This window comes from Dellaglioa sp. CoH-56-MRSF-11, assembly GCF_056782135.1.
In genome coordinates this window covers 335,028-355,440 of record NZ_JBXAYE010000002.1, presented here as the reverse complement: position 1 = coordinate 355,440, position 20,413 = coordinate 335,028, and the positions used below count along the sequence as shown (strand labels likewise).

The 20,413-nt window shown below is 32.8% G+C and carries 21 protein-coding genes and 1 tRNA gene; 18 read left to right on the top strand and 4 right to left on the bottom strand.

Annotation, left to right across the window (positions count from 1 at the left end; translation table 11 throughout):
- The first annotated feature begins 11 nt into the window (after positions 1-11).
- The gene (locus AC1RPT_RS03645; protein WP_481761394.1) at positions 12-530 is read left to right on the top strand and encodes an adenine phosphoribosyltransferase; all 519 of its coding nucleotides are present in this window, start codon (positions 12-14) and stop codon (positions 528-530) included.
- Between the two features lie 398 nt (positions 531-928).
- Here AC1RPT_RS03645 and AC1RPT_RS03640 read toward each other — a convergent pair.
- Together AC1RPT_RS03640 and AC1RPT_RS03635 are read right to left on the bottom strand one after the other, a co-directional pair.
- Positions 929-1,015, bottom strand: a tRNA-Ser gene (locus AC1RPT_RS03640).
- A 51-nt stretch (positions 1,016-1,066) separates the two neighbouring features.
- Positions 1,067-1,930 carry a hypothetical protein gene (locus AC1RPT_RS03635; RefSeq protein ID WP_481761393.1) on the bottom strand — a complete coding sequence of 288 codons (864 nt, stop codon included), beginning with the start codon at positions 1,928-1,930 and terminating at the stop codon, positions 1,067-1,069.
- A 354-nt stretch (positions 1,931-2,284) separates the two neighbouring features.
- Between AC1RPT_RS03635 and AC1RPT_RS03630 the strand changes: the two genes are divergently transcribed.
- Entirely contained in the window at positions 2,285-3,436 is a 1,152-nt protein-coding gene (locus AC1RPT_RS03630) for a hydroxymethylglutaryl-CoA synthase (RefSeq protein ID WP_481761392.1), read from the top strand.
- 53 nt (positions 3,437-3,489) lie between these two features.
- On the opposite strand, the gene lexA is transcribed toward AC1RPT_RS03630, so the two are convergent.
- On the bottom strand, positions 3,490-4,110 hold the full coding sequence (gene lexA, locus AC1RPT_RS03625) for a transcriptional repressor LexA (protein WP_409022434.1): 621 nt from the start codon (positions 4,108-4,110) through the stop codon (positions 3,490-3,492).
- Positions 4,111-4,257: 147 nt separating this feature from the next.
- Here lexA and AC1RPT_RS03620 point away from each other — a divergent pair, with 147 nt between their 5' ends.
- The 4 genes from AC1RPT_RS03620 to AC1RPT_RS03605 all read left to right on the top strand — a co-directional run bounded on the left by AC1RPT_RS03620 (position 4,258) and on the right by AC1RPT_RS03605 (position 8,437).
- Complete coding sequence (locus AC1RPT_RS03620) at positions 4,258-4,500, top strand: DUF896 domain-containing protein (RefSeq protein WP_409022435.1); 243 nt, start codon at positions 4,258-4,260, stop codon at positions 4,498-4,500.
- A gap of 95 nt (positions 4,501-4,595) precedes the next feature.
- Positions 4,596-4,832, top strand: a complete 237-nt coding sequence (locus tag AC1RPT_RS03615) for a YneF family protein (RefSeq protein ID WP_112249992.1) — start codon at positions 4,596-4,598, stop codon at positions 4,830-4,832.
- Positions 4,833-4,899: 67 nt separating this feature from the next.
- Positions 4,900-6,657: an ABC transporter ATP-binding protein gene (locus AC1RPT_RS03610; RefSeq protein ID WP_481761391.1), complete on the top strand. Its 1,758-nt coding sequence runs from the start codon at positions 4,900-4,902 to the stop codon at positions 6,655-6,657.
- A complete protein-coding gene (locus AC1RPT_RS03605) occupies positions 6,650-8,437 on the top strand; it encodes an ABC transporter ATP-binding protein (RefSeq protein ID WP_481761390.1) in 1,788 nt (595 codons plus the stop codon). The genes AC1RPT_RS03610 and AC1RPT_RS03605 overlap by 8 nt, the downstream gene beginning before the upstream one ends.
- Before the next feature lie 67 nt (positions 8,438-8,504).
- Here the strand turns inward: AC1RPT_RS03605 and AC1RPT_RS03600 are convergent, their stop codons facing one another.
- Complete coding sequence (locus tag AC1RPT_RS03600; protein WP_409022438.1) at positions 8,505-9,140, bottom strand: lysophospholipid acyltransferase family protein; 636 nt, start codon at positions 9,138-9,140, stop codon at positions 8,505-8,507.
- A 103-nt stretch (positions 9,141-9,243) separates the two neighbouring features.
- On the opposite strand from AC1RPT_RS03600, the gene AC1RPT_RS03595 reads away from it, so the two are divergent.
- From AC1RPT_RS03595 to AC1RPT_RS03540, 12 genes are all read left to right on the top strand, one after another.
- Positions 9,244-9,990: a tRNA1(Val) (adenine(37)-N6)-methyltransferase gene (locus AC1RPT_RS03595; RefSeq protein ID WP_409022439.1), complete on the top strand. Its 747-nt coding sequence runs from the start codon at positions 9,244-9,246 to the stop codon at positions 9,988-9,990.
- Positions 9,980-10,255: a GIY-YIG nuclease family protein gene (locus AC1RPT_RS03590; RefSeq protein ID WP_409022440.1), complete on the top strand. Its 276-nt coding sequence runs from the start codon at positions 9,980-9,982 to the stop codon at positions 10,253-10,255. Before AC1RPT_RS03595 ends, AC1RPT_RS03590 begins: the two co-directional genes overlap by 11 nt.
- 69 nt (positions 10,256-10,324) lie before the next feature.
- The gene (locus tag AC1RPT_RS03585) at positions 10,325-11,317 is read left to right on the top strand and encodes a D-2-hydroxyacid dehydrogenase (protein ID WP_481761389.1); all 993 of its coding nucleotides are present in this window, start codon (positions 10,325-10,327) and stop codon (positions 11,315-11,317) included.
- A gap of 30 nt (positions 11,318-11,347) precedes the next feature.
- On the top strand, positions 11,348-12,337 hold the full coding sequence (locus AC1RPT_RS03580) for a D-2-hydroxyacid dehydrogenase (protein WP_481761388.1): 990 nt from the start codon (positions 11,348-11,350) through the stop codon (positions 12,335-12,337).
- Between the two features lie 164 nt (positions 12,338-12,501).
- Positions 12,502-13,293 carry a 30S ribosomal protein S2 gene (gene rpsB / locus AC1RPT_RS03575; protein ID WP_409022443.1) on the top strand — a complete coding sequence of 264 codons (792 nt, stop codon included), beginning with the start codon at positions 12,502-12,504 and terminating at the stop codon, positions 13,291-13,293.
- A 109-nt stretch (positions 13,294-13,402) separates the two neighbouring features.
- Positions 13,403-14,278 (top strand): translation elongation factor Ts, encoded by an 876-nt coding sequence (tsf, locus tag AC1RPT_RS03570; RefSeq protein WP_481761387.1) that lies wholly within the window; start codon positions 13,403-13,405, stop codon positions 14,276-14,278.
- Between the two features lie 133 nt (positions 14,279-14,411).
- Positions 14,412-15,134: a UMP kinase gene (pyrH, locus tag AC1RPT_RS03565; RefSeq protein WP_481761386.1), complete on the top strand. Its 723-nt coding sequence runs from the start codon at positions 14,412-14,414 to the stop codon at positions 15,132-15,134.
- Positions 15,135-15,698, top strand: a complete 564-nt coding sequence (frr, locus tag AC1RPT_RS03560) for a ribosome recycling factor (RefSeq protein WP_409022446.1) — start codon at positions 15,135-15,137, stop codon at positions 15,696-15,698.
- A gap of 86 nt (positions 15,699-15,784) precedes the next feature.
- Positions 15,785-16,552: an isoprenyl transferase gene (locus tag AC1RPT_RS03555; protein ID WP_481761385.1), complete on the top strand. Its 768-nt coding sequence runs from the start codon at positions 15,785-15,787 to the stop codon at positions 16,550-16,552.
- A 10-nt stretch (positions 16,553-16,562) separates the two neighbouring features.
- Positions 16,563-17,357, top strand: a complete 795-nt coding sequence (locus tag AC1RPT_RS03550) for a phosphatidate cytidylyltransferase (RefSeq protein ID WP_409022448.1) — start codon at positions 16,563-16,565, stop codon at positions 17,355-17,357.
- Positions 17,358-17,380: 23 nt separating this feature from the next.
- Positions 17,381-18,652: an RIP metalloprotease RseP gene (gene rseP / locus AC1RPT_RS03545; RefSeq protein WP_481761384.1), complete on the top strand. Its 1,272-nt coding sequence runs from the start codon at positions 17,381-17,383 to the stop codon at positions 18,650-18,652.
- A gap of 23 nt (positions 18,653-18,675) precedes the next feature.
- Positions 18,676-20,391, top strand: coding sequence for a proline--tRNA ligase (locus AC1RPT_RS03540; protein WP_481761383.1), 1,716 nt, complete (start codon positions 18,676-18,678; stop codon positions 20,389-20,391).
- Positions 20,392-20,413 lie beyond the last annotated feature (22 nt).

Sequence of the window (20,413 nt, the reverse complement as noted above, 5' to 3'; positions counted from 1 at the left end):
AGCGTTTATTAATGGTATTAGATTTAACAAAGTATATTGCTGCAATTCCTGATTACCCAGAAAAAGGTGTTGTTTTTCGAGATATATCACCCTTAATGGCAGACGGAGCAGCATACCGCGAAGCAACAAATAAAATTGTAGAATATGCCAAGAGTAAAAATGTTGAGATGATTGTTGGCCCTGAAGCTAGAGGGTTTATTGTTGGATGTCCAGTGGCCTATGATCTAGGTGTAGGATTTGCACCAGCTAGAAAAAAAGGTAAGTTACCTCGAGAAACCGTTGAGGCCAAGTATGCATTGGAGTACGGAGAATCTGCACTATATATGCATAAGGATGCGGTACAACCTGGACAGAGGGTTTTAGTAACAGATGATTTATTAGCAACTGGTGGTACGATTGCAGCGACGATAGAATTAGTTGAACAATTAGGTGGTATTGTTGTAGGGACTGCCTTTTTTATTGAATTAGATGATTTAAAGGGCCGTCAAAAAATAAAAGACTATGATATATTCAGTTTAATGAACTATTAAATTCATGATTACAGCTTTATGATAGCTATTGTTGTATAATTTTATAAAATGAGGCTCTAGTATTGGATTTTCGTCCAATACTAGAGCTTTTTATTTTTAAATTAAGCTACGAGCTTTTGAATATTATCTTCCTTTTACCAAGAACAGACGGTTGTTTGCGAAATATTAATTATATATACATCAGTTTGGGTCCAAGATACAGGTATAATACTGATTTTTTATAATTCAGAAAGTCACTTAAAGCTTTTTTAATGTTAGGTATATAAAAATGTGCGAAATATGTGCAAAGTCATATGATGTTTTAATGCTTTATAGTCTCTTTTTATACAAAATAAAAAACACAAATGCCTTTAAACTGGCGTTTGTGTTTTTTTATTTTGGTTTAATATGATATAAAAAGGAGAGTACAGGATTTGAACCTGCGCGCGCCATTACAGCGTTCGCCGGATTTCGAGTCCGGTGCATTACCACTCTGCCAACTCTCCAAAATAACTTTGTTTAGTATATCAACTTTTTAATATAATTGCAAAACTCATTTAATTATTATCAATGCTTATTAAGTTAGCAAGAAATATCCACGTGTAGCTTGCGCCAAATAATAAGCTTAGCAGATGAATATATAAAATTATTGTTGGATATGACTGAACATTTTGAATAGAATTTATGGGGTCTCCAAAAAAATCACTCAAGCCATAATATGAAATAGCTACTAAGTGATCAACAACATGGACACTGGGTAACTTAGAGACAAATTCGGTAACTTTTGATTCACCTCCTAAAACGCCTATTAAAGAAGTTCCAACAAGCAAACCTTCATAGAAAATATTTAATGCAAATTCAGCAATAACCTGTACAGTATGTGCAAAATTATTTTGAACAATGTATGAAAGTAATTTTAATAAATAGAATGAACTAAAGGTAATGATAATAATACCTAATATAAATGTAAAAATAACTGTTGTTTCCATTAGTGGTGTAATCAAATTCATATAATTAATTAGATAAAAAATGAATGTAGTAATAAGTAATAATAAATACGATTCAATTTGCCAGAGTTTTGTTTTTTTAGGGAATAATTTTAGGTATGAAAAAAAACTATAACAAAACAGTAATGAAGCAATGCTAAATGTTAGTAGTCTTAAAATTAAGAACCTGGGGAAAAACATTAGACCAAAAATTGTACCTATTAAAAAACTTACTGCATAAAAATAAAATTTTTGTTCTTTTTCTTGAATAACTAAAAACGACAAAAAAGGGTGTTTAAATCTATTTTGTCTTGGTATTTTTGTAGGGGTGAATATATATTTAAAAAAATTAGTCAAACCTTTATCCCAAATAGTTAACCCAATCATAGACACCCAAATAATTAAAACAATTAAATAAAATGTTTGTGCAATCATATTAATCCCCTTTTTCGTATAAATATATGGTTAAATTTTATACGTCTAACTGGACAATTACAAGAGAATACATAAAGTGATTCTATAATTAGTATTCAAGGGGAATTAAGTGCAATTAAGTGCAATTAAGTGCAATACGACCAATGAGTCTTGTAATCGTTGCCAAATTTTATCTGTTCGCCGAGTGTGATAGTTTATTGATAAAGATATTTCTAGGGTAGTAATAAAAGTATTTAGGTTTAGTATTTGAAACTGAATAATGATACCTTTTTAAACCAGTGATACCAAATCTTGCCATCAAATGAGACATCAAGTACAATAAAAACAATATAATAAATGGAAGCTGGAAGATTAATGAAAATTGGAATTGATCGAATTAATTTTTTTACATCGAATCAGTACGTTGATATGTCAGAATTAGCTAATGTCAGAAATGTAGATCCTAATAAATATTTAATTGGAATTGGCCAATCAAAAATGGCTGTTATACCGCCGACACAGGACGTGGTGACGATGGGTGCAAATGCTGCAGATCTATTAATAGATAACGAAAATAGAGACAAAATTGACTTTGTTATTTTTGCAACAGAATCCGGTATTGATAATTCAAAGTCGGCAGGAGCCTACGTTTCAGGTCTTTTAGGCTTAAAACACGTGAGATCAATCGAAATTAAGCAAGCTTGCTATGGAGCAACGGCCGCTATTCAATTGGCAAAAGGACATGTGTCGCTTAATCCAAATAGTCAGGTTTTAGTCATTGGTGCTGATATTGCTAGATATGGTCTAAATACTGCGGGTGAACCTACACAAGGTGGCGGCGCTGTCGCAATGATTATTACGAAAAACCCAAAAATACTTTTATTAGATGCAGATAGTGGATTTGTAACGGAAAATGTTATGGATTTTTGGCGCCCATTAAATCACAGCGAAGCACTTGTAGACGGTAAAACTTCTCAGAACGTATATTTAGATTTTTTTAATCAAACATGGAATGAGTATAAAAATAAAACAGGATTAACTGTTGCTGATTTTAAGGCTATTTTATATCATTTGCCATATACAAAACTTGGTGTTAAAGGTTTAAGAGAAGTCCTTAATGAAGCGACAGATAGCAAAAAAATTGAATTAGAACGAGAATTTGAGGCAGCTAAAAAGTATAATAATCAGGTTGGAAATTTATATACTGGCTCACTATATTTAAGCTTTATATCTTTACTTGAAAATAGTAATGATTTAGAGGCCGGTGATAGAATAGGGATGTATAGCTATGGTTCAGGGGCAGTTGGAGAATTCTTTTCTGGTACATTAACAGATAATTTCAAGAGTCAATTACCGAAAATTAATTTAGAAGAACGTGTTCAAGTTTCTATTGAATTATACGAGAATATGTATCAAAATCATTTAAAAAATGATGGAGCAGATATTTATTTAGATTACAGTAATGATAAATCTAAATATATTTTAATAGGCAGCAAAAATATGCAAAGGCAATATTCTATTCAATAGAAAAAGCTACTAGATTAGTCTGACTAATTTAGTAGCTTTTTCTGCTTTGTTCATTAAAAATGACGATAGAGTCCAATGACTTTGCCTAAAATAGAGACAGAATCTAAAATAATTGGTTCCATTGAATCATTTTCGGGTTGGAGACGAAAATGATTTTCTTCTTTGAAAAATCTTTTACAGGTTGCCTCATCAAATTCATTCATTGCAATAACAATTTCACCATTTTCAGCAGTTGACTGTTTTCTGACAATAACTTGATCTTCATTTAATATCCCAATATTAATCATGCTTTCTCCGCGAATTGTTAACATGAATAAATCATCTGAGGAATTAAAGTCAGGTGGGAGGGGGAAATAATCAGTTACCTGTTCAACAGCCAAAATGGGTACACCAGCAGTAACGGTCCCGACCATTGGAATTAAATTTTCATGACTATTAACGCCAATCGCATCTAATCCAAGTGGTGTAAGTTCAATTGCCCTAGGTTTGGTGGGATCTTTAGTTAGTAATCCTTTTTTTTCAAGTCGAGCAATGTGTCCATGAACAGTGGAAGTAGATGATAGAGAAACAGCTTCGCCAATTTCTCTAACAGTTGGTGGATAACCCTTCGTGTCCACTCGTTCATGAATAAAGCGCAAGACTGCAAGTTGTTTGCTGTCAGATGCTTTTGTCATTTAGTACACCTCATCATCATTATTTATTATTTTAATAGTAGCATATGAAAGTAGTTGTTGCAAACAAACGTTCGGTTAATTTGAATAATTGTTTTTTATCATATTATCAGGTATGCTTATGAGTGAAATTTTAAGGAGTGATAATAAATGATCCCAGAAGATTTAGCACCAAGAATAAATGAATTAGCTGCAAAAAGTAAAACTGATGAAGGTTTAACAAAGGCTGAAGAAGCTGAAAGAAAAGAACTTCGTGAAACGTATCTTGCATTATTTAGAGAAAGTTTTAGAAGTCGAGTTGAAATGATGCAGGTTTATGATAAAACAGGTAAAGAAGTAACACCTGACAAAGTAAAAAAAGTTCAACGTGATAAAGGTTTACGAGATAACTAAGAAAATAGTTCCCAATTTGAATAGATTTACCTTTTCTTTTATGTGAAAATTGTGTAGAATTAGTGATTGAAGTGAATTGAAAGGGGTCTTGAATTATGTCAATGGGAATGACGATTTTAATCGCCGTTATTGCGTTAGCAGTTGGACTTGTCGGAGGATTTTTCGGTGCTCGTAAGTATATGGAAACATATTTACAAAAGAACCCACCAATCAATGAAGATATGTTAAGAATGATGATGGTCCAAATGGGCCAAAAACCTTCTGAAAAGAAATTACATCAGATGATGTCATCTATGAATGCACAAGCAAAAAATAGTTCGCAAAAAAAATAATTTAATATTTTATGAACAGGCAAGGATTTCCTTTGCTTGTTTTTTTTTATAAAAAGGAGGAGTTAGAATGACTATATTTAGAAAACTTGGATGGTTTTTTAAACAAGAAAAAAAATCGTATGGAATCGCAGTATTCTTTCTGATTTTAGTGGCAATCTTCCAAATTATTCCACCTAAAATTATTGGAAATATCGTTGATAGTATGAGTGAAAATGAACTAACAGTGAGTAAGTTAGCAATTTGGATTAGTATCTTAGTTTTTGTTGCATTAGGGCAATATCTGTTTAGATATATCTGGAGAACCAATATTTGGGGTAGCGCTGCTCGCCTTGAAAAAATTTTACGTACTCGATTATTTAAACATTTTATGCAAATGGATCAATCTTTTTTTCAGCAAAATAGAACAGGCGATTTGATGGCACATGCAACGAATGATTTAACAGCTATTCAGCAGGTTGCTGGTGCAGGTATACTAACTTTTGCTGATTCAATTATCACGGGTGGGACAACTATAATTGCAATGATATTTTTAATAGATTGGCGTTTAACAATCTTAGCAATTATTCCGTTACCTTTATTGGCGGTTATGGCTAGATATTTAGGAACTAAAATACACACTGCTTTCTCTACATCTCAAGCAGCGTTTTCAACGTTGAATAATAAAACGCAAGAGAGTGTCAGCGGAATTAAAGTGATTAAGACTCTTGGACAAGAACAAGAAGATATTGAAGATTTTGAAGGAAAAGTTGAAGAAACTATCAAGATTAATAGAAAAGTTAATTTATTGGATGCATTGTTTGATCCAATAACAAGTTTAATTATTGGATTGTCATATGTTTGCACTATCATTTTAGGTGGATACTATGTGGCTAACAACGTTATTTCAATTGGACAACTGATTTCATTTATAAGTTATATTGCGTTACTTGTTTGGCCGATGTTTGCTATTGGTCGATTATTTAATGTTATTGAACGTGGAAATGCTAGTTATGATCGTGTTCAAATATTATTAAATCAAAAAAGTGGCATTGTAGATAATGAAAAGGGGTTAGATAAATTACCGGTGGGATCTTTTAAATTTGATGTCCAGCATTTTAATTATCCAGATGATGATCGGGAAAGCTTGCATAATGTTAAATTTGAAATTGGTTCTGGTCAAACTCTTGGCATTGTTGGAAAAACGGGTGCTGGCAAATCAACGATTATGAAATTGATACTTCGTGAATTTGATGCATACAACGGAATGATTTCAGTTAATAATTCAAATATTAAAGAGTATGCCTTAGATACGTATCTGAAGTCAATTGGTTACGTTCCTCAGGAAAGCTTTTTATTTTCAACAACTATTTTAAATAATATACGTTTTGCTAATATGAATTTAACAAAAGAAAAGGTTGAAATGGCTGCATTTAATGCTGATTTGGATAGTGATATCACTGAATTACCACTAAAATATGAAACAGAGGTTGGAGAACAAGGAATATCCCTCTCTGGTGGCCAAAAGCAACGTTTAGCTATCGCTCGTGCCCTTGTAATTAATCCAGAGCTATTAATTTTGGATGATGCTCTTTCGGCAGTTGATGCCAGAACGGAATCTATTATTTTAACTAGATTAAAAGAGAAACGTCAAAATAAAACAACTATTATTTCTGCAAGCCGTATGAGTAGTGTAAAAGATGCAGATGAAATTATCGTAATTGATGGTGGAACAATTATTGAGCGAGGACAGCATGATACGTTAATGACATCAAAAGGTTGGTACTATCAAATGACAACTAAACAACAACTTGAAAGCAAGTTAGAGGGAGATGAAATTAATGAGTGAAAAGCCTAAATCTAGCTGGCAAAAAGAACTGAGCGGTAAAGAACAAAGAACAGTTATTAAAAGATTGTTGCCCTATACAAAAGATTTTAAAGCCGATTTTTTAATCGCAATTTTATTTGCGGCCATATTAAGTGGAATTAATATATTACTACCTCTTCTTTTACAGTATTATATGGATAACTATCTTCAATCGAAATCAACACCACTAAATATTATGTTTTTATTTGCGGGTCTTTACTTTATCGGTGTAATTTTAAAAGCAATTACTCAATTCATTCAAATGTATTTGTACTCAATGGGTGCAGAAAAAACATTAGAAAAAATACGTGTCATTCTTTTTAAAAAAATTCACACGTTAGGGATGCGTTACTTTGATAAGACACCGGCTGGAGCTGTTGTTTCTAGGGTTACTAATGATACGATGACATTAGCAGATTTTTGGACGCTATTTATGACATTAATCGTTGGTGTATTTTCACTTATCTCTGCTTTTGTAGCAATGTATATTGCCAAGCCACAGATTGCATTGGTAACGTTGATTTTTATACCAATTTTACTAATAACAACATGGTATTACCAACGGTTTAGTTCAAAGGTTTATCGACAAATGAGAGAATATTTGAGTCGATTAAATACTAAATTAAATGAATCTATCGTTGGAATAAATGTGATTCAACAATTTCGCCAAGAAAAACGGATTGAAGGCGAATTTGAGGACACTAATGAACTTTATTTGAAAAAAAGATTTGAAATGATTCGAACTAATTCATTGTTACTTTCACCAATTATTAGTTTATTTTATGCATTGGCTGTAGTAATGACACTTGGGTTATTTGGAATTAGCAGTTTAGATCATTTTGTTGAAGCAGGAATGGTATATGCATTTCTAACATATTTACAAAATTTCTTCAATCCCATGACAAACTTAATGGATTATTTGACAACTTTCCAAGATGGAATCGTTGCAGGTAGCCGAATCATTAGTGTTCTTGATGACCAAACAATAGAACCACAACAAACACCCGTGGCAGGAGCCACAATTACTGAAGGTAAAATTGAATTCAAAAATGTTACTTTTTCTTATGATGATGAGAATGCTGTTTTAAAGAATATATCATTTACGGTACAACCTGGTGAAACACTTGCTTTCGTTGGACACACGGGTAGTGGTAAAAGTTCAACCATCAATATTTTGATGAGATTTTATGATTTTGAAGAAGGGCAAATTTTAATTGATGGTTTAGATATTAAAAAATATTCGACAGAAGAGTTACGTAAAAAAATGGGGCTTGTATTACAAGATTCATTTTTATTTTATGGTAATGTTGCTTCAAATATTAGAATGTTTAATCAAGATATTACTGATGAACAAATTGAAAAAGCTGCTAAATTTGTTCATGCTGATCAATTTATTGATAAATTACCTCGGCAGTATCAAACGAAAGTTGTTGAACGAGGGGCAACATACTCCGCTGGTGAAAAGCAATTGATTTCATTTGCGAGAACGATTGTAACTAATCCCAAAATTTTAATATTGGATGAAGCTACAGCTAATATTGATACGGAGACGGAACAACTTATACAAGATGGGTTAAAACAAATGAGACAAAATAGAACGACGCTTGTTATCGCACACAGACTGTCAACTATTGTTGACGCTAACCAAATTCTAGTGTTGGATAAGGGTCAAATTGTTGAACGAGGAACACATGAAGAATTACTAAAATTAAATGGTAAATACGCTGACATGTATAGTTTACAAAATATATCAGATGATTAAGTTTAATTTTAAATAAAAATACTGGTAGAAAATCAATATGATTTCCTACCAGTATTTTTTTTGGAATTTAATTATTATTTTTACTTTTATGGGGATCAACATATTTAAAATTGGGATTAATTTCAGTATCTAATTTTTGAAATGCAGCCATTAATTGGGTGTCCATTTCTGTTTGGACCTCATCAGTCAATTTTGTTTTTTTGTCTAAATAGATTGGATCACCGAATGAAACGGTTACTCTTTTTCTACTGAAAAGTTGCTTTAAGGTTAATGGACCTTGATAGACTGCTGGAACTAGGGGTACCTGTGCCATTCGAGCAATTAAGAGTGAACCACCTTTTAATTCCTCGGAATGTCGGGTACCTGAGGGAAACATAATTAATGATAATTCGCCTTTTTTTAAAAATTTAACTGGCGTTTTAATTGTTGATGGACCTGGATTTTCTCGATCAACTGGAAAAGCATTGGCATGAATTAAGATATAGCGTAAAATTGGATTTACAAATAGTTCTTTTTTTGCCATAAATGAAAACTTTTTAGGACTACCAGCTAAGGCAAAGTAAAGGGGGTCAAACCAAGTTCGGTGTGGACCTACTAAAATATACGATCCTTCAGGTAGTTTTTCTTTATTAATATAGTGGGCATTCCCATTGATTAAGAATAAAAGTACTCGTACAATACCTCGTGCAAATGAATAAAACATGTGGCAACAATCCTTTCAAATTTTAAACTTTGTATGGTAAGTATGACTAATTAAATTAAAAGTTGCAAGTTTAAAAAAAATTATAGAAAATGGGTAATGAAAAATGGTTTCACTTAATAACAATGAACGTATTGACCAATTATACTCAAATCAAATTAAAATCATTCAGAGTTCAGATGTTTTTTCTTTTTCACTGGATGCTGTTTTATTAGCCCATTTTGCAGATGTTTCAAGAAAAGAATCAACTAAAATAGTTGATTTATGTGCGGGCAATGGTGCAGTCGGGTTATTTGTTAGTCAAAAAACAAAGGGTCAAATTTATCAGATTGAACTTCAAGAAAAATTAGCTGATATGGCAAATAGAAGTATTGAATTGAATCACTTGGAAAATCAAGTACAAGTTAAGCAAACAGATTTAATCAACACGTTTGATTATCTAGAAAAAGACTCAATTGATACCGTATTGTGTAATCCACCTTATTTTCCAAATACGCCACAATCTTCTCAGAATCCTAACAAGTATTTAGCAATTGCACGACATGAAATTACAACTAATTTAGATAGTATTCTAGAAATTACTAGCGGTTTATTGAAAATGAAGGGGAAAACTTTTTTCGTACACCGTCCTGATCGATTGCCTGAAATTCTAAGTAAAATGGTTAATCATCGGTTGGCGCCTAAAAAAATCCAATTTGTTCATCCAAAAGAGGGAAAAGAGGCTAACATGGTCCTAATTGAAGCAATTAAGGATGGCAATGCAGCAGGAATTAGGATTATGCCTCCTATTGTTGTTTATGGTAACGATGATGAGTACACACAAATGGTTCAGGAGATTGTTTATGGAAGATGAAAAAAAATATTATTTCTATGTATTACTGTGCGCTGATAATACACTATACGGCGGATTTACAACGGATCCCGAAAAAAGACTTGCAACGCATAATGCAGGGAAAGGTGCAAAGTACACAAAATTAGCTAGTAGACGGCCTTTGAAAATGATTTTGCAGGAATCATTTGAAACGAAATCTGAAGCATTAAAGAAAGAATATGCTTTCAAACACCAATCAAGAGATAAAAAAATTGCTTATTTAAAAAAGCAATCAGTTGAAATCTGAAATAATGTATAAAAAGATTTCAAATGATATAATGAAAGTATAAATTTTAAAATAAAGAGGTATAACATTATGAAAATCATTGCGTATGGTATCCGAGAAGATGAATTATTGTATGTCCAAGAATGGGAAAAAGATAATCAAATTAAAATAAAAACTGTTAATGAATTATTAGACGAAAAAACAGTTCAATTAGCAGAAAATTATGACGCTATCGTTGCCTACCAACAAAAGGACTATACACCTGAATTAATTAAAAAAATTCATGATTTAAATATTAATTATTTATCGATTCGTAATACTGGTGTGGATAACGTTGATGGGGATGCAGTTAATAAGTATGGATTGATTGTGACGAATGTGCCATCTTATTCTCCAAGTGCTGTTGCGGAGCTATCTGTAGCTAAATTGTTGGAGTTATTTAGAAAAACACCACAATTTAATCGTAAAATGAAGAATAACGATTTCACTTGGGAACCCGATATCTCTAAAGAAATCCGCACACAAACAGTTGGTGTGATTGGTACAGGAAGAATTGGGCAAACAGCCATTAAAATTTTTAAAGCATTTGGTGCAAAAATTATTGGATATGATATTTATCAAAATCCTGCTTTGAAAGAAGAAGGAATCTATGTTGATACATTAGATGAGCTATATGCAAAATCAACAGTTATCACAATTCATAGCCCTGCTACTGAAGATAATTATCATTTATTAGATGACGAAGCATTTAGTAAAATGCAAAATGGTGTGCATATTTTGAATATGGCCAGAGGAACATTGATTGACACCGATGCACTGATAAGAGCGCTAGATTCAGGGAAAGTAGCCGGTGCCGCATTAGATACACTTGAAAATGAGACTGATTATTTCAATAAAGAATTAACAGAATCACAAGTAAATGGTACTTTTAAAAACTTATTGCAACGTGAGAATGTGTTAATTACCCCACACACAGCGTTCTATACAGAGCCTGCTGTCAGGAATATGGTTATAGATGCTTTGAATGCAAGTAAAGACTTAATAGAAACAGGACATTCTGATAAAGAAGTTAAATTTAAATAAAATTAGTCAGAAAATGGAGGATTTTGTATTATGAAACTAATTGCGTTCGGTATGAGAAAAGATGAAGTTGGATTTGGTAATCAATGGTCTGATGACAATCAAGTTGATGTTGAAATTACTCAAGATTTATTAACGAATGAAACGATACAGCAAGCGGATGGATTTGATGGTATTATTGCATTGCAAACAATCCCTTATAACGAAACATTATTTTCTAAAATGAAAGAGATGAATATTAAGATTCTTTCTGTTAGAAATGTCGGGGTTGATAATATTGATTTAGTTGCAGCTAAAAAATACGGTGTGACGGTGACAAATGTCCCAGCGTATTCACCTAACGCGATTGCTGAATTTTCTGTGACACAATTGATGCAACTCTTAAGAAGAACACCAGAATTTAATTTAAAAATTAAAAATCAAGACTATCGTTGGGCTCCAAATATTTCACGCGAGTTGAGAAGCTTAACCGTGGGTGTTATTGGAACTGGACGTATTGGCCGGGTTGCAATGGACATTTACAAAGGATTCGGTGCAAAAGTTATTGCATACGATGTCTATCCAAATGCTGAATTAAAAAAGAGTGGTATTTATGTTGATACATTAGATGAGTTGTTCGAACAAGCAGACGTTATTACATTACATACGCCAGCTACAAAAGAGAATGAACACATGCTTAATCGAGATTCATTTGAAAAAATGAAACACGGAGTTCTGATTGTAAATACAGCCCGTGGAACGTTAATTAATACTGAAGATTTAATTGACGCATTAAAATCAGGACAAGTTGGTGGAGCAGCTTTAGATACGTATGAATTCGAAAATCCAATATTTAATCATGATTTAACGGACTCATCTATTGAAGATCCATTATTTAATGAACTTTTAGATATGGTAAATGTTATTTTAACACCTCATATTGCATTCTATACTGAAACTGCAGTTAAAAATATGGTTGAAATTGCTTTGAATAGTGCTTATCAATTTTTAACAACAGGCGTTGTGGAAACAGAAGTTAAATAATTAAAAATAAGACTTGTGTTCTAATTTTAGATTTTGTATACTTAAAGACGATGTTAAAACATCAATTCACACCTTGTGGGATGTGACTGAGGGTGCTCGGGAGAGTCTTAGCACAGTTGAACACTTGGGAGGAAAATAAAACTTTTACTCGGAGGCACTACATTATGGCTGTTATTAGTATGAAACAATTGCTCGAAGCCGGTGTTCATTTTGGACATCAAACACGTCGCTGGAACCCAAAGATGAAACCATACATCTTTACTGAAAGAAATGGTATTTATATCATTGATTTACAAAAAACAGTTAAATTAGTTGATGCTGCTTATGCATCAATGAAAAAAGCTGCTGAAGATGATGGTGTTGTTCTTTTTGTTGGTACAAAGAAACAAGCACAAGATGCTATTGAAGAAGAAGCAACTCGTGCTGGACAATACTTTGTTAACCATCGTTGGTTAGGTGGAACTTTAACTAACTGGAACACAATTCAAAAACGTATCAAACGTCTTAAAGAAATCAAAAAAATGTCAGAAGATGGCACATTTGATCTTCTTCCTAAAAAAGAAGTTTCTTTATTAATTAAACGTAGAGATCGTCTTGAAAAATTCTTGGGTGGTATTGAAGATATGCCTCGCATCCCTGATGTATTATTCATTGTTGATCCTCGTAAAGAACGTATCGCTGTTAAGGAAGCTCAAAAATTGAATATTCCTATCATCGCTATGGTTGATACAAATAGTGATCCAGATGAAATTGATGTAAAAATCCCTTCAAATGATGATGCAATTCGTGCTGTACGTTTGATTACTGCAAAAATGGCTGATGCTATTATTGAAACTAATCAAGGTAAAGAAGAAGTGAATGAAGCTTCTTTCAAAAAGGCTGACGAAAAAGTAGATTCAATCGAAGATATCGTTGAAGCTGTTGAAGGCGGAAATGATAAAAAAACTGCTGAATAGTAAATAAATTAGGCTGTCTCAAAATTAGGTACTGTAATGGCCCTTTCTTTTGAGGCAGTTTTTTTAGATATAAAATCAATTAAATTATTTAAACAAGGAGGCCATTCAAATGGCAAAAATTTCTGCTTCTCAAGTTAAAGAATTACGTGATACAACTGGTGTCGGTATGATGGACGCAAAAAAAGCACTCGTTGAAGTTGACGGTGATATGCAAAAAGCAATCGATTTCCTCCGCGAAAAAGGTATGGCAAAGGCTGCTAAAAAAAGTGACCGTGTTGCTGCTGAAGGTCTATCTGATGTTCAATTCTCTGGTAACTTTGCAGCTATTGTTGAAGTTAACGCAGAAACTGATTTCGTTGCTCAAAACGAACAATTCAAAACACTTGTTAAATTGATTGCTACTAAAATTGCTGAAGCACATCCTAAAGATGTTGAAGAAGCACTTACAATTAAAACAGACCGTGGCACAATTAATGATGATTTAATTGAAGCAACACAAGTAATTGGTGAAAAAATTTCATTACGTCGTTTTGAATTAGTAGAAAAAACTGATAATGAAAGTTTTGGATCATACTCACATATGGGTGGCTCAATTTCAACACTTGTTGTCGTTACAGATGCTGATGAATCAACTGCTAAAGATGTTGCTATGCATGTTGCTGCAATTAATCCTAAGTATGTATCTCGTGAACAAGTACCTGCTGATGAATTGGCACATGAAAAAGAAGTACTTTCTAAAGAAGCTGCTAATGAAGGCAAACCAGCAAATATCATTGAAAAAATGGTTGAGGGTCGTTTAAATAAATATCTAGCTGATATTAGCTTAGATGATCAAGATTTTGTTAAAGATCCTGACATGACAGTTGCTAAGTATGTTGCTTCTAAGGGTGGAAAAGTTAAATTATTTATCCGTTATGAAGTTGGAGAAGGTCTTGAAAAGAAAGAAAATAATTTTGTAGACGAAGTTATGGGCCAAATTAAATAATTTTCTACAATCCAAAAGTTTGTGCTTTAAGCACAAACTTTTTTTAATAAATTTATTTTGATATAAATTGAATTATTAATTATACCTAAAATATGGTAAAATAATTGTAAATAGATTGTAGGAGGAACATTGGATGTCAGATGTTAAGTATCGACGCGTTATGTTGAAGTTAAGCGGTGAAGCATTAGCCGGAGAACAAGGATTTGGTATTAATCCACCTGTAATTAGAAAAGTTGCTGAAGAATTAAAAGAAATTCAAGAAATGGGTGTTGAAGTCGCTATCGTTGTTGGTGGTGGTAATATGTGGCGTGGTGAAGCTGGAGCCGCAATGGGTATGGAACGTGCGCAGGCAGATTATATAGGGATGCTAGGAACAGTTATGAATGCACTAGCATTGCAAGATAATCTTGAGTCTGTAGGTGTCCCAACTCGAGTTCAAACAGCTATTGAAATGCGCCAAATTGCAGAACCCTATATTCGCCGTAAAGCTGTTCGTCATCTTGAAAAAGGTCGCGTTGTTATTTTTGCTGCGGGTACGGGTTCACCATATTTCTCAACAGATACAACTTCAGCGTTAAGAGCTGCAGAAATTAATGCTGATGTTATATTGATGGCAAAAAATGGCGTAGATGGTGTCTATTCTGCTGATCCTCAAAAGGATGACTCAGCAACAAAATATGAAGAATTAACACATTTAGATATAATTAATAAAAACTTACAAGTTATGGATACAACTGCAAGTACATTATCGATGGATAATGATATTCCGTTAGTCGTATTTAATTTGAACGAACCAGGAAATATAAAAAAAGTTGTTCTCGGTGAAACCATCGGAACAACCGTTAGGGGAAAATAAATGAAAATAACAGAACCTATATTAGTTGATGCTCAAGATAAAATGTCAAAAGCAGAGGTTTCACTTCAAAAAAATCTTGGTAATATTCGGGCTGGTCGAGCTAATGCTAGTTTATTGAATAATGTGACAGTAGATTATTATGGTGCACCAACGCCACTTAATCAAGTTGCACAAATTTCAGTACCAGAAGCTCGCGTACTTTTAATTACGCCATTTGATAAAAGTGCTTTGAAGGATATTGAACATGGTTTATTAGTTGCTGATTTAGGAATTAGCCCTTCGAATGATGGATCAGCAATTCGATTAGTTATTCCTCAATTAACAGAAGAACGTCGTAAGGAATTAGCTAAAGACGTTAAAGCTGAAGCAGAAAATGCTAAAGTTATTATTCGTAATATCAGACGTGATGCAGTTGATGCCTTGAAAAAATCAGAAAAAAATGGTGATTTAACCGAAGATGATTTACGAGATTTAGAAAAACAAGCTCAAGATGTGACGAATGCATCAATTAAAAATATTGATAATATTCAAGCAGATAAAGAAAAAGAAATTTTAGCAGTTTAAATAAATAGCTTTATTTTAAGACAGGCGTCGTTTTGTGCCTGTTTTTTTGCTACAATAGAACATGTAACTATTCTTGGAGGTACAATATGGCTTTTAATTTTAAAAAAAATAAAACAAATGAATTAATCCAATTGGATATGGAAAGAATTCCTAAACATGTTGCTGTTATAATGGATGGTAATGGACGTTGGGCAAAAAAAAGGCATTTACCTAGAATTGCGGGACATAAAACCGGTATGGATACTGTAAAAACAGTAACTATGGCTGCAAGTGATTTAGGGATTAAAGTTTTAACACTTTACGCATTTTCTACTGAAAATTGGAAACGGCCCGAAACAGAAGTTAATTACCTGATGAGTTTACCGGGTACTTTTTTTGATAAGTTTGTACCAGAATTAATTGAAAAGAATGTAAAAGTTAATGTTATGGGCTACATTGATCAGCTTCCAAATGAAACAAAATTAGCTGTTCAAAATGCAGTGGAAGATACTAAAGATAATACAGGGATGGTTCTTAATTTTGCATTAAATTATGGTGGGCGAGCAGAGATTGTGACGGCTATCAAAAATATTGCAACTGATACCTCTAATGGTAAACTAAGCGTTGAAGAGATAACAGATAAAACAATTGACCAGTATTTAATGACTAGTAATTTAGCACCTTATAATGATCCGGAATTACTAATCAGAACTAGTGGTGAAGAAAGAATATCTAATTTCTTATTATGGCAAATTGCTTATAGTGAATTAGTGTTTACTGATACATTATGGCCTGATTTTTCTGAAGATGCATTAAAAGATGCAATACTAAATTATCAAAAAAGAGACCGCCGTTTCGGTGGTATAAAAGAATAGGAGAATTTTTATGAGACAGCGCGTAATTACGGCAATTGTGGCTCTCTGTATTTTCATACCATTGGTTATTATTGGTGGACTACCATTGCAGATATTTGCTTTAATTTTAGGATGCATTGGTATTTCGGAAGTATTTGTAATGAAGAAAAAATTATTGATATCACCAGAGGCTACTTTTGGTATCTTAATGACAATAACTGTGATTGCACCAGATAAGTGGTTTAAATTTTTACCAGCTCACATTTCTTCTGTAAATGTATTTTATTTTCTTGTTGCACTTCTATTAATGTATATGGTTACTTCAAAAAATCGTTTTTCATTTGATGATGCTGGTGTTTTTGTCTTAAGTTCTTTATATGTCGGGATGGGATTTCATTATTTTATTGCGGCAAGAGGCAACGATTTTAACGGATTAATGACATTAGCATATATTTTAATTGTTATCTGGACAACAGATACAGGTGCTTACATGTTTGGACGTAAGTTTGGTAAAAATAAATTAGCACCACATATTAGTCCAAATAAAACATGGGAAGGTTCAATTGGTGGAACATTAATGGCTACACTGTTAGGAAGTATCTTTATTTACTTCTTCCCACAAAATCATTCTTTTCCTATAATGATTTTGATTACGTTAATCCTTTCGGTATTTGGACAATGCGGTGATTTAGTTGAGTCCGCGTTTAAACGTTTCTATGGTGTAAAAGATTCTGGACGTATTCTACCTGGACATGGTGGTATTTTAGATCGATTTGATAGTTTAATATTTGTATGGCCAATTATGCATTTATTTGGGTTAATGTAATAAATTAAAGGGGGAGGATTCACATGATTAAAACGATTATTACATTTATTATCGTTTTTGGAATTTTAGTTGTGATTCATGAATTTGGTCATTACTATTTTGCAAAACGTGCTGGAATTTTAGTTCGTGAATTTTCAATTGGTATGGGGCCAAAAATACTTTCATTCCATAGAGGTAGTACAACGTACACTTTAAGAATATTACCTCTTGGTGGATATGTTAGAATGGCGGGAATCGCTGATGATGAAGATGAAGATTTAAAACCTGGTATGCCTATGAGTTTAATACTGGATAGTAATAATAAGGTTACAAAGATTAATACGAGTAAAAAAACAACGCTGTATAATGGTATCCCAATCGAATACCTAGATAGTGATTTGCAAAAAGAACTCTGGATTACAGGATATGAAAATGGTAATGAAGAGATAGTAAAAAAATATAATGTTGATCATGATGCGTTAATAATTGAAAAAGATGGCACAGAAATTCAAATCGCTCCTGAAGATGTTCAATTTCAATCAGCTACGCTTTGGAATCGAATTTTAACGAATTTTGCTGGACCGATGAATAACTTTTTATTAGCTATTGTTGCATTTATACTACTTGCTTTTATGCAAGGTGGCGTTGCAACCAATTTGAATCAAATTGGTACAATTCAAGAGAATTCTGCGGCTCAAAGGGCGGGGTTAAAAGCAAATGATAAAATTGTAGCTGTATCTGATAAAAAGACAACAAACTGGACTGAATTAACGACAGCGATTAGCAGTCGTCCTGATAAAAAAACTGACTTAAAAGTAATAAGGAACGGTAAAACAGAATCAATCGTTATTACACCTGAATCAAGTAAAACAGACTCAACAAAGATCGGTAAAATTGGTATTACAGTTAAAATGGATCACTCATTTATCAATAAAATTACTTATGGGTTTACGCAATCATGGAGTGTCGTGGCTAGTATTGTGGCTGTATTAGTAGGGATGTTTACTAAAGGTGTCAGCTTAAATGATTTTGGTGGTCCGGTTGCAATTTATGCAGTGACTTCAAATGCAGCAAGTTATGGGTTGGCGAGTGTTGTGTCATTGCTTGCATTCTTATCAATTAACTTAGGAATTGTGAATTTATTACCAATTCCAGCTTTAGATGGTGGAAAATTAGTACTAAATATTATCGAAGGAATTCGTGGCAAACCAATTTCACCTGAAAAAGAAGGTGTTATTACATTAGTTGGATTTGCATTTTTAATGATATTGATGATATTAGTCACATGGAATGATATTCAGCGTTATTTCTTTTAAATGAAAAAGGAGAATAAAATAGTATGAAACAATCACAATTATTAATACCAACAATGAAGGAAGTTCCAAGCGATGCTGAGGTTATCAGTCATCAAATGATGTTACGAGCTGGATATATTCGACAAGTTTCAGCCGGAATGTACAGTTATTTACCATTAGCTTTCTCCGTTATTAGAAAAATTGAAACAATTATTCGCGAAGAAATGGAAGCAATTGGAGCGGTTGAAATGCTTGTACCTGCCGTTATTCCTGCTGAATTATGGGAAGAAACAGGTCGTTATGAAACCTATGGTGATACACTTTTTAAATTAAAAGATCGACATGATAGAAAATTTATTTTAGGACCAACTCATGAAGAAACATTTACTTCTTTAATTCGTGATGAAATCAAATCATATAAAAAATTACCACTGACAATGTTCCAAATACAACAAAAATATCGTGATGAAAATAGACCTCGTTTTGGTATATTAAGAGGCCGTGAATTTTTAATGAAAGATGCTTATTCATTCCATGCGGATGAAGAAAGTTTAAATGATACTTATCAAAAAATGAATCGTGCATATCAAAATATTTTTGAACGCTGTGGTCTTAATTTTAGAAGTATTATTGGTGATGCAGGTGCAATGGGCGGTAATGATTCAAAAGAATTTATGGCAATTTCTGATATTGGTGAAGATACAATCGTTTATTCTGATAAGAGCGATTATGCAGCTAATTTAGAAATGGCAAAAAGTTTGAAAACATATAAGAATTCACATGAAGCGATTAAAGATATTGAAAAAATTGAAACACCAAATATTAAAACAATTGATGAGTTGGCTAAATTTATTGATACAGCAAGTGAAAATTTAATAAAATCATTATTATTTATGGCTGATGAAAAACCAGTGATGGTTTTAATGCGCGGAAATGATATTTTGAATGAAATTAAATTAAAAAACACATTAGGCGCTGATTTTTTACGTATGGCAACTGATTCAGATGTTACTGAAGTGTTGGGTGCAGAGTTTGGTTCACTTGGACCTGTTGGTGTTACAGAAGACGTAACAATTGTTGCCGACGAAGGAATTAAGGGAATGATAAATGCGGTCGTTGGTGCAAATACGACTGGTTCTCATTTATTTAACGCAAATATTGATCGTGATTACCGAGTAGATAAATTTGTAGATTTACGTTTGGCTCAAGAAGGTGAAACTTCACCTGAAGGGGAAGGCGAATTGAAATTTACTAAGGGGATTGAAATTGGTCATATCTTCAAAATTGGAACACGATATTCTGAGGCATTGGGCGCTAATATCTTAGATGATAATGGCCGCGAAAAACCTGTGATATTAGGTTGTTATGGAATCGGCGTTAGTCGTTTACTTGCAGCCATTGCAGAGCAACAAGCTGATGAAAATGGTTTAGTATGGCCTAGAAGTATTGCACCATACGATGTTCATGTAATTCCAATTAATGCTAAAAATGATGAACAAATGGCTCTAGCTAATGAAATTGACAAAAAAATGACTGAAAATGGTTACAAAGTATTGCTTGATGATCGTAAAGAACGTGCAGGTGTTAAATTTGCTGATTCAGATTTAATTGGATTACCTGTTCGAATTACAGTTGGTAAGAAAGCTGCTGATGGTATCGTTGAAGTGAAGTTACGTAGAAATGGTGAAACGATTGAAGTAACGAAAGACGAATTAGAGAGCTCTATCTCAATTTTATTAAAAGAAGAAAATCAAAACTAGTTAAAGAAGATTGAGTTCAAAA

Bases quoted from the DNA above. Each gene is read 5' to 3' on its own strand.
- AC1RPT_RS03645 (WP_481761394.1), top strand. From the start codon at position 12: ATGGTATTAGATTTAACAAAGTATATTGCTGCAATTCCTGATTACCCA.
- AC1RPT_RS03635 (WP_481761393.1), bottom strand. From the start codon at position 1,930: ATGATTGCACAAACATTTTATTTAATTGTTTTAATTATTTGGGTGTCT.
- AC1RPT_RS03630 (WP_481761392.1), top strand. From the start codon at position 2,285: ATGAAAATTGGAATTGATCGAATTAATTTTTTTACATCGAATCAGTAC.
- lexA (WP_409022434.1), bottom strand. From the start codon at position 4,110: ATGACAAAAGCATCTGACAGCAAACAACTTGCAGTCTTGCGCTTTATT.
- AC1RPT_RS03620 (WP_409022435.1), top strand. From the start codon at position 4,258: ATGATCCCAGAAGATTTAGCACCAAGAATAAATGAATTAGCTGCAAAA.
- AC1RPT_RS03615 (WP_112249992.1), top strand. From the start codon at position 4,596: ATGTCAATGGGAATGACGATTTTAATCGCCGTTATTGCGTTAGCAGTT.
- AC1RPT_RS03610 (WP_481761391.1), top strand. From the start codon at position 4,900: ATGACTATATTTAGAAAACTTGGATGGTTTTTTAAACAAGAAAAAAAA.
- AC1RPT_RS03605 (WP_481761390.1), top strand. From the start codon at position 6,650: ATGAGTGAAAAGCCTAAATCTAGCTGGCAAAAAGAACTGAGCGGTAAA.
- AC1RPT_RS03600 (WP_409022438.1), bottom strand. From the start codon at position 9,140: ATGTTTTATTCATTTGCACGAGGTATTGTACGAGTACTTTTATTCTTA.
- AC1RPT_RS03595 (WP_409022439.1), top strand. From the start codon at position 9,244: ATGGTTTCACTTAATAACAATGAACGTATTGACCAATTATACTCAAAT.
- AC1RPT_RS03590 (WP_409022440.1), top strand. From the start codon at position 9,980: ATGGAAGATGAAAAAAAATATTATTTCTATGTATTACTGTGCGCTGAT.
- AC1RPT_RS03585 (WP_481761389.1), top strand. From the start codon at position 10,325: ATGAAAATCATTGCGTATGGTATCCGAGAAGATGAATTATTGTATGTC.
- AC1RPT_RS03580 (WP_481761388.1), top strand. From the start codon at position 11,348: ATGAAACTAATTGCGTTCGGTATGAGAAAAGATGAAGTTGGATTTGGT.
- rpsB (WP_409022443.1), top strand. From the start codon at position 12,502: ATGGCTGTTATTAGTATGAAACAATTGCTCGAAGCCGGTGTTCATTTT.
- tsf (WP_481761387.1), top strand. From the start codon at position 13,403: ATGGCAAAAATTTCTGCTTCTCAAGTTAAAGAATTACGTGATACAACT.
- pyrH (WP_481761386.1), top strand. From the start codon at position 14,412: ATGTCAGATGTTAAGTATCGACGCGTTATGTTGAAGTTAAGCGGTGAA.
- frr (WP_409022446.1), top strand. From the start codon at position 15,135: ATGAAAATAACAGAACCTATATTAGTTGATGCTCAAGATAAAATGTCA.
- AC1RPT_RS03555 (WP_481761385.1), top strand. From the start codon at position 15,785: ATGGCTTTTAATTTTAAAAAAAATAAAACAAATGAATTAATCCAATTG.
- AC1RPT_RS03550 (WP_409022448.1), top strand. From the start codon at position 16,563: ATGAGACAGCGCGTAATTACGGCAATTGTGGCTCTCTGTATTTTCATA.
- rseP (WP_481761384.1), top strand. From the start codon at position 17,381: ATGATTAAAACGATTATTACATTTATTATCGTTTTTGGAATTTTAGTT.
- AC1RPT_RS03540 (WP_481761383.1), top strand. From the start codon at position 18,676: ATGAAACAATCACAATTATTAATACCAACAATGAAGGAAGTTCCAAGC.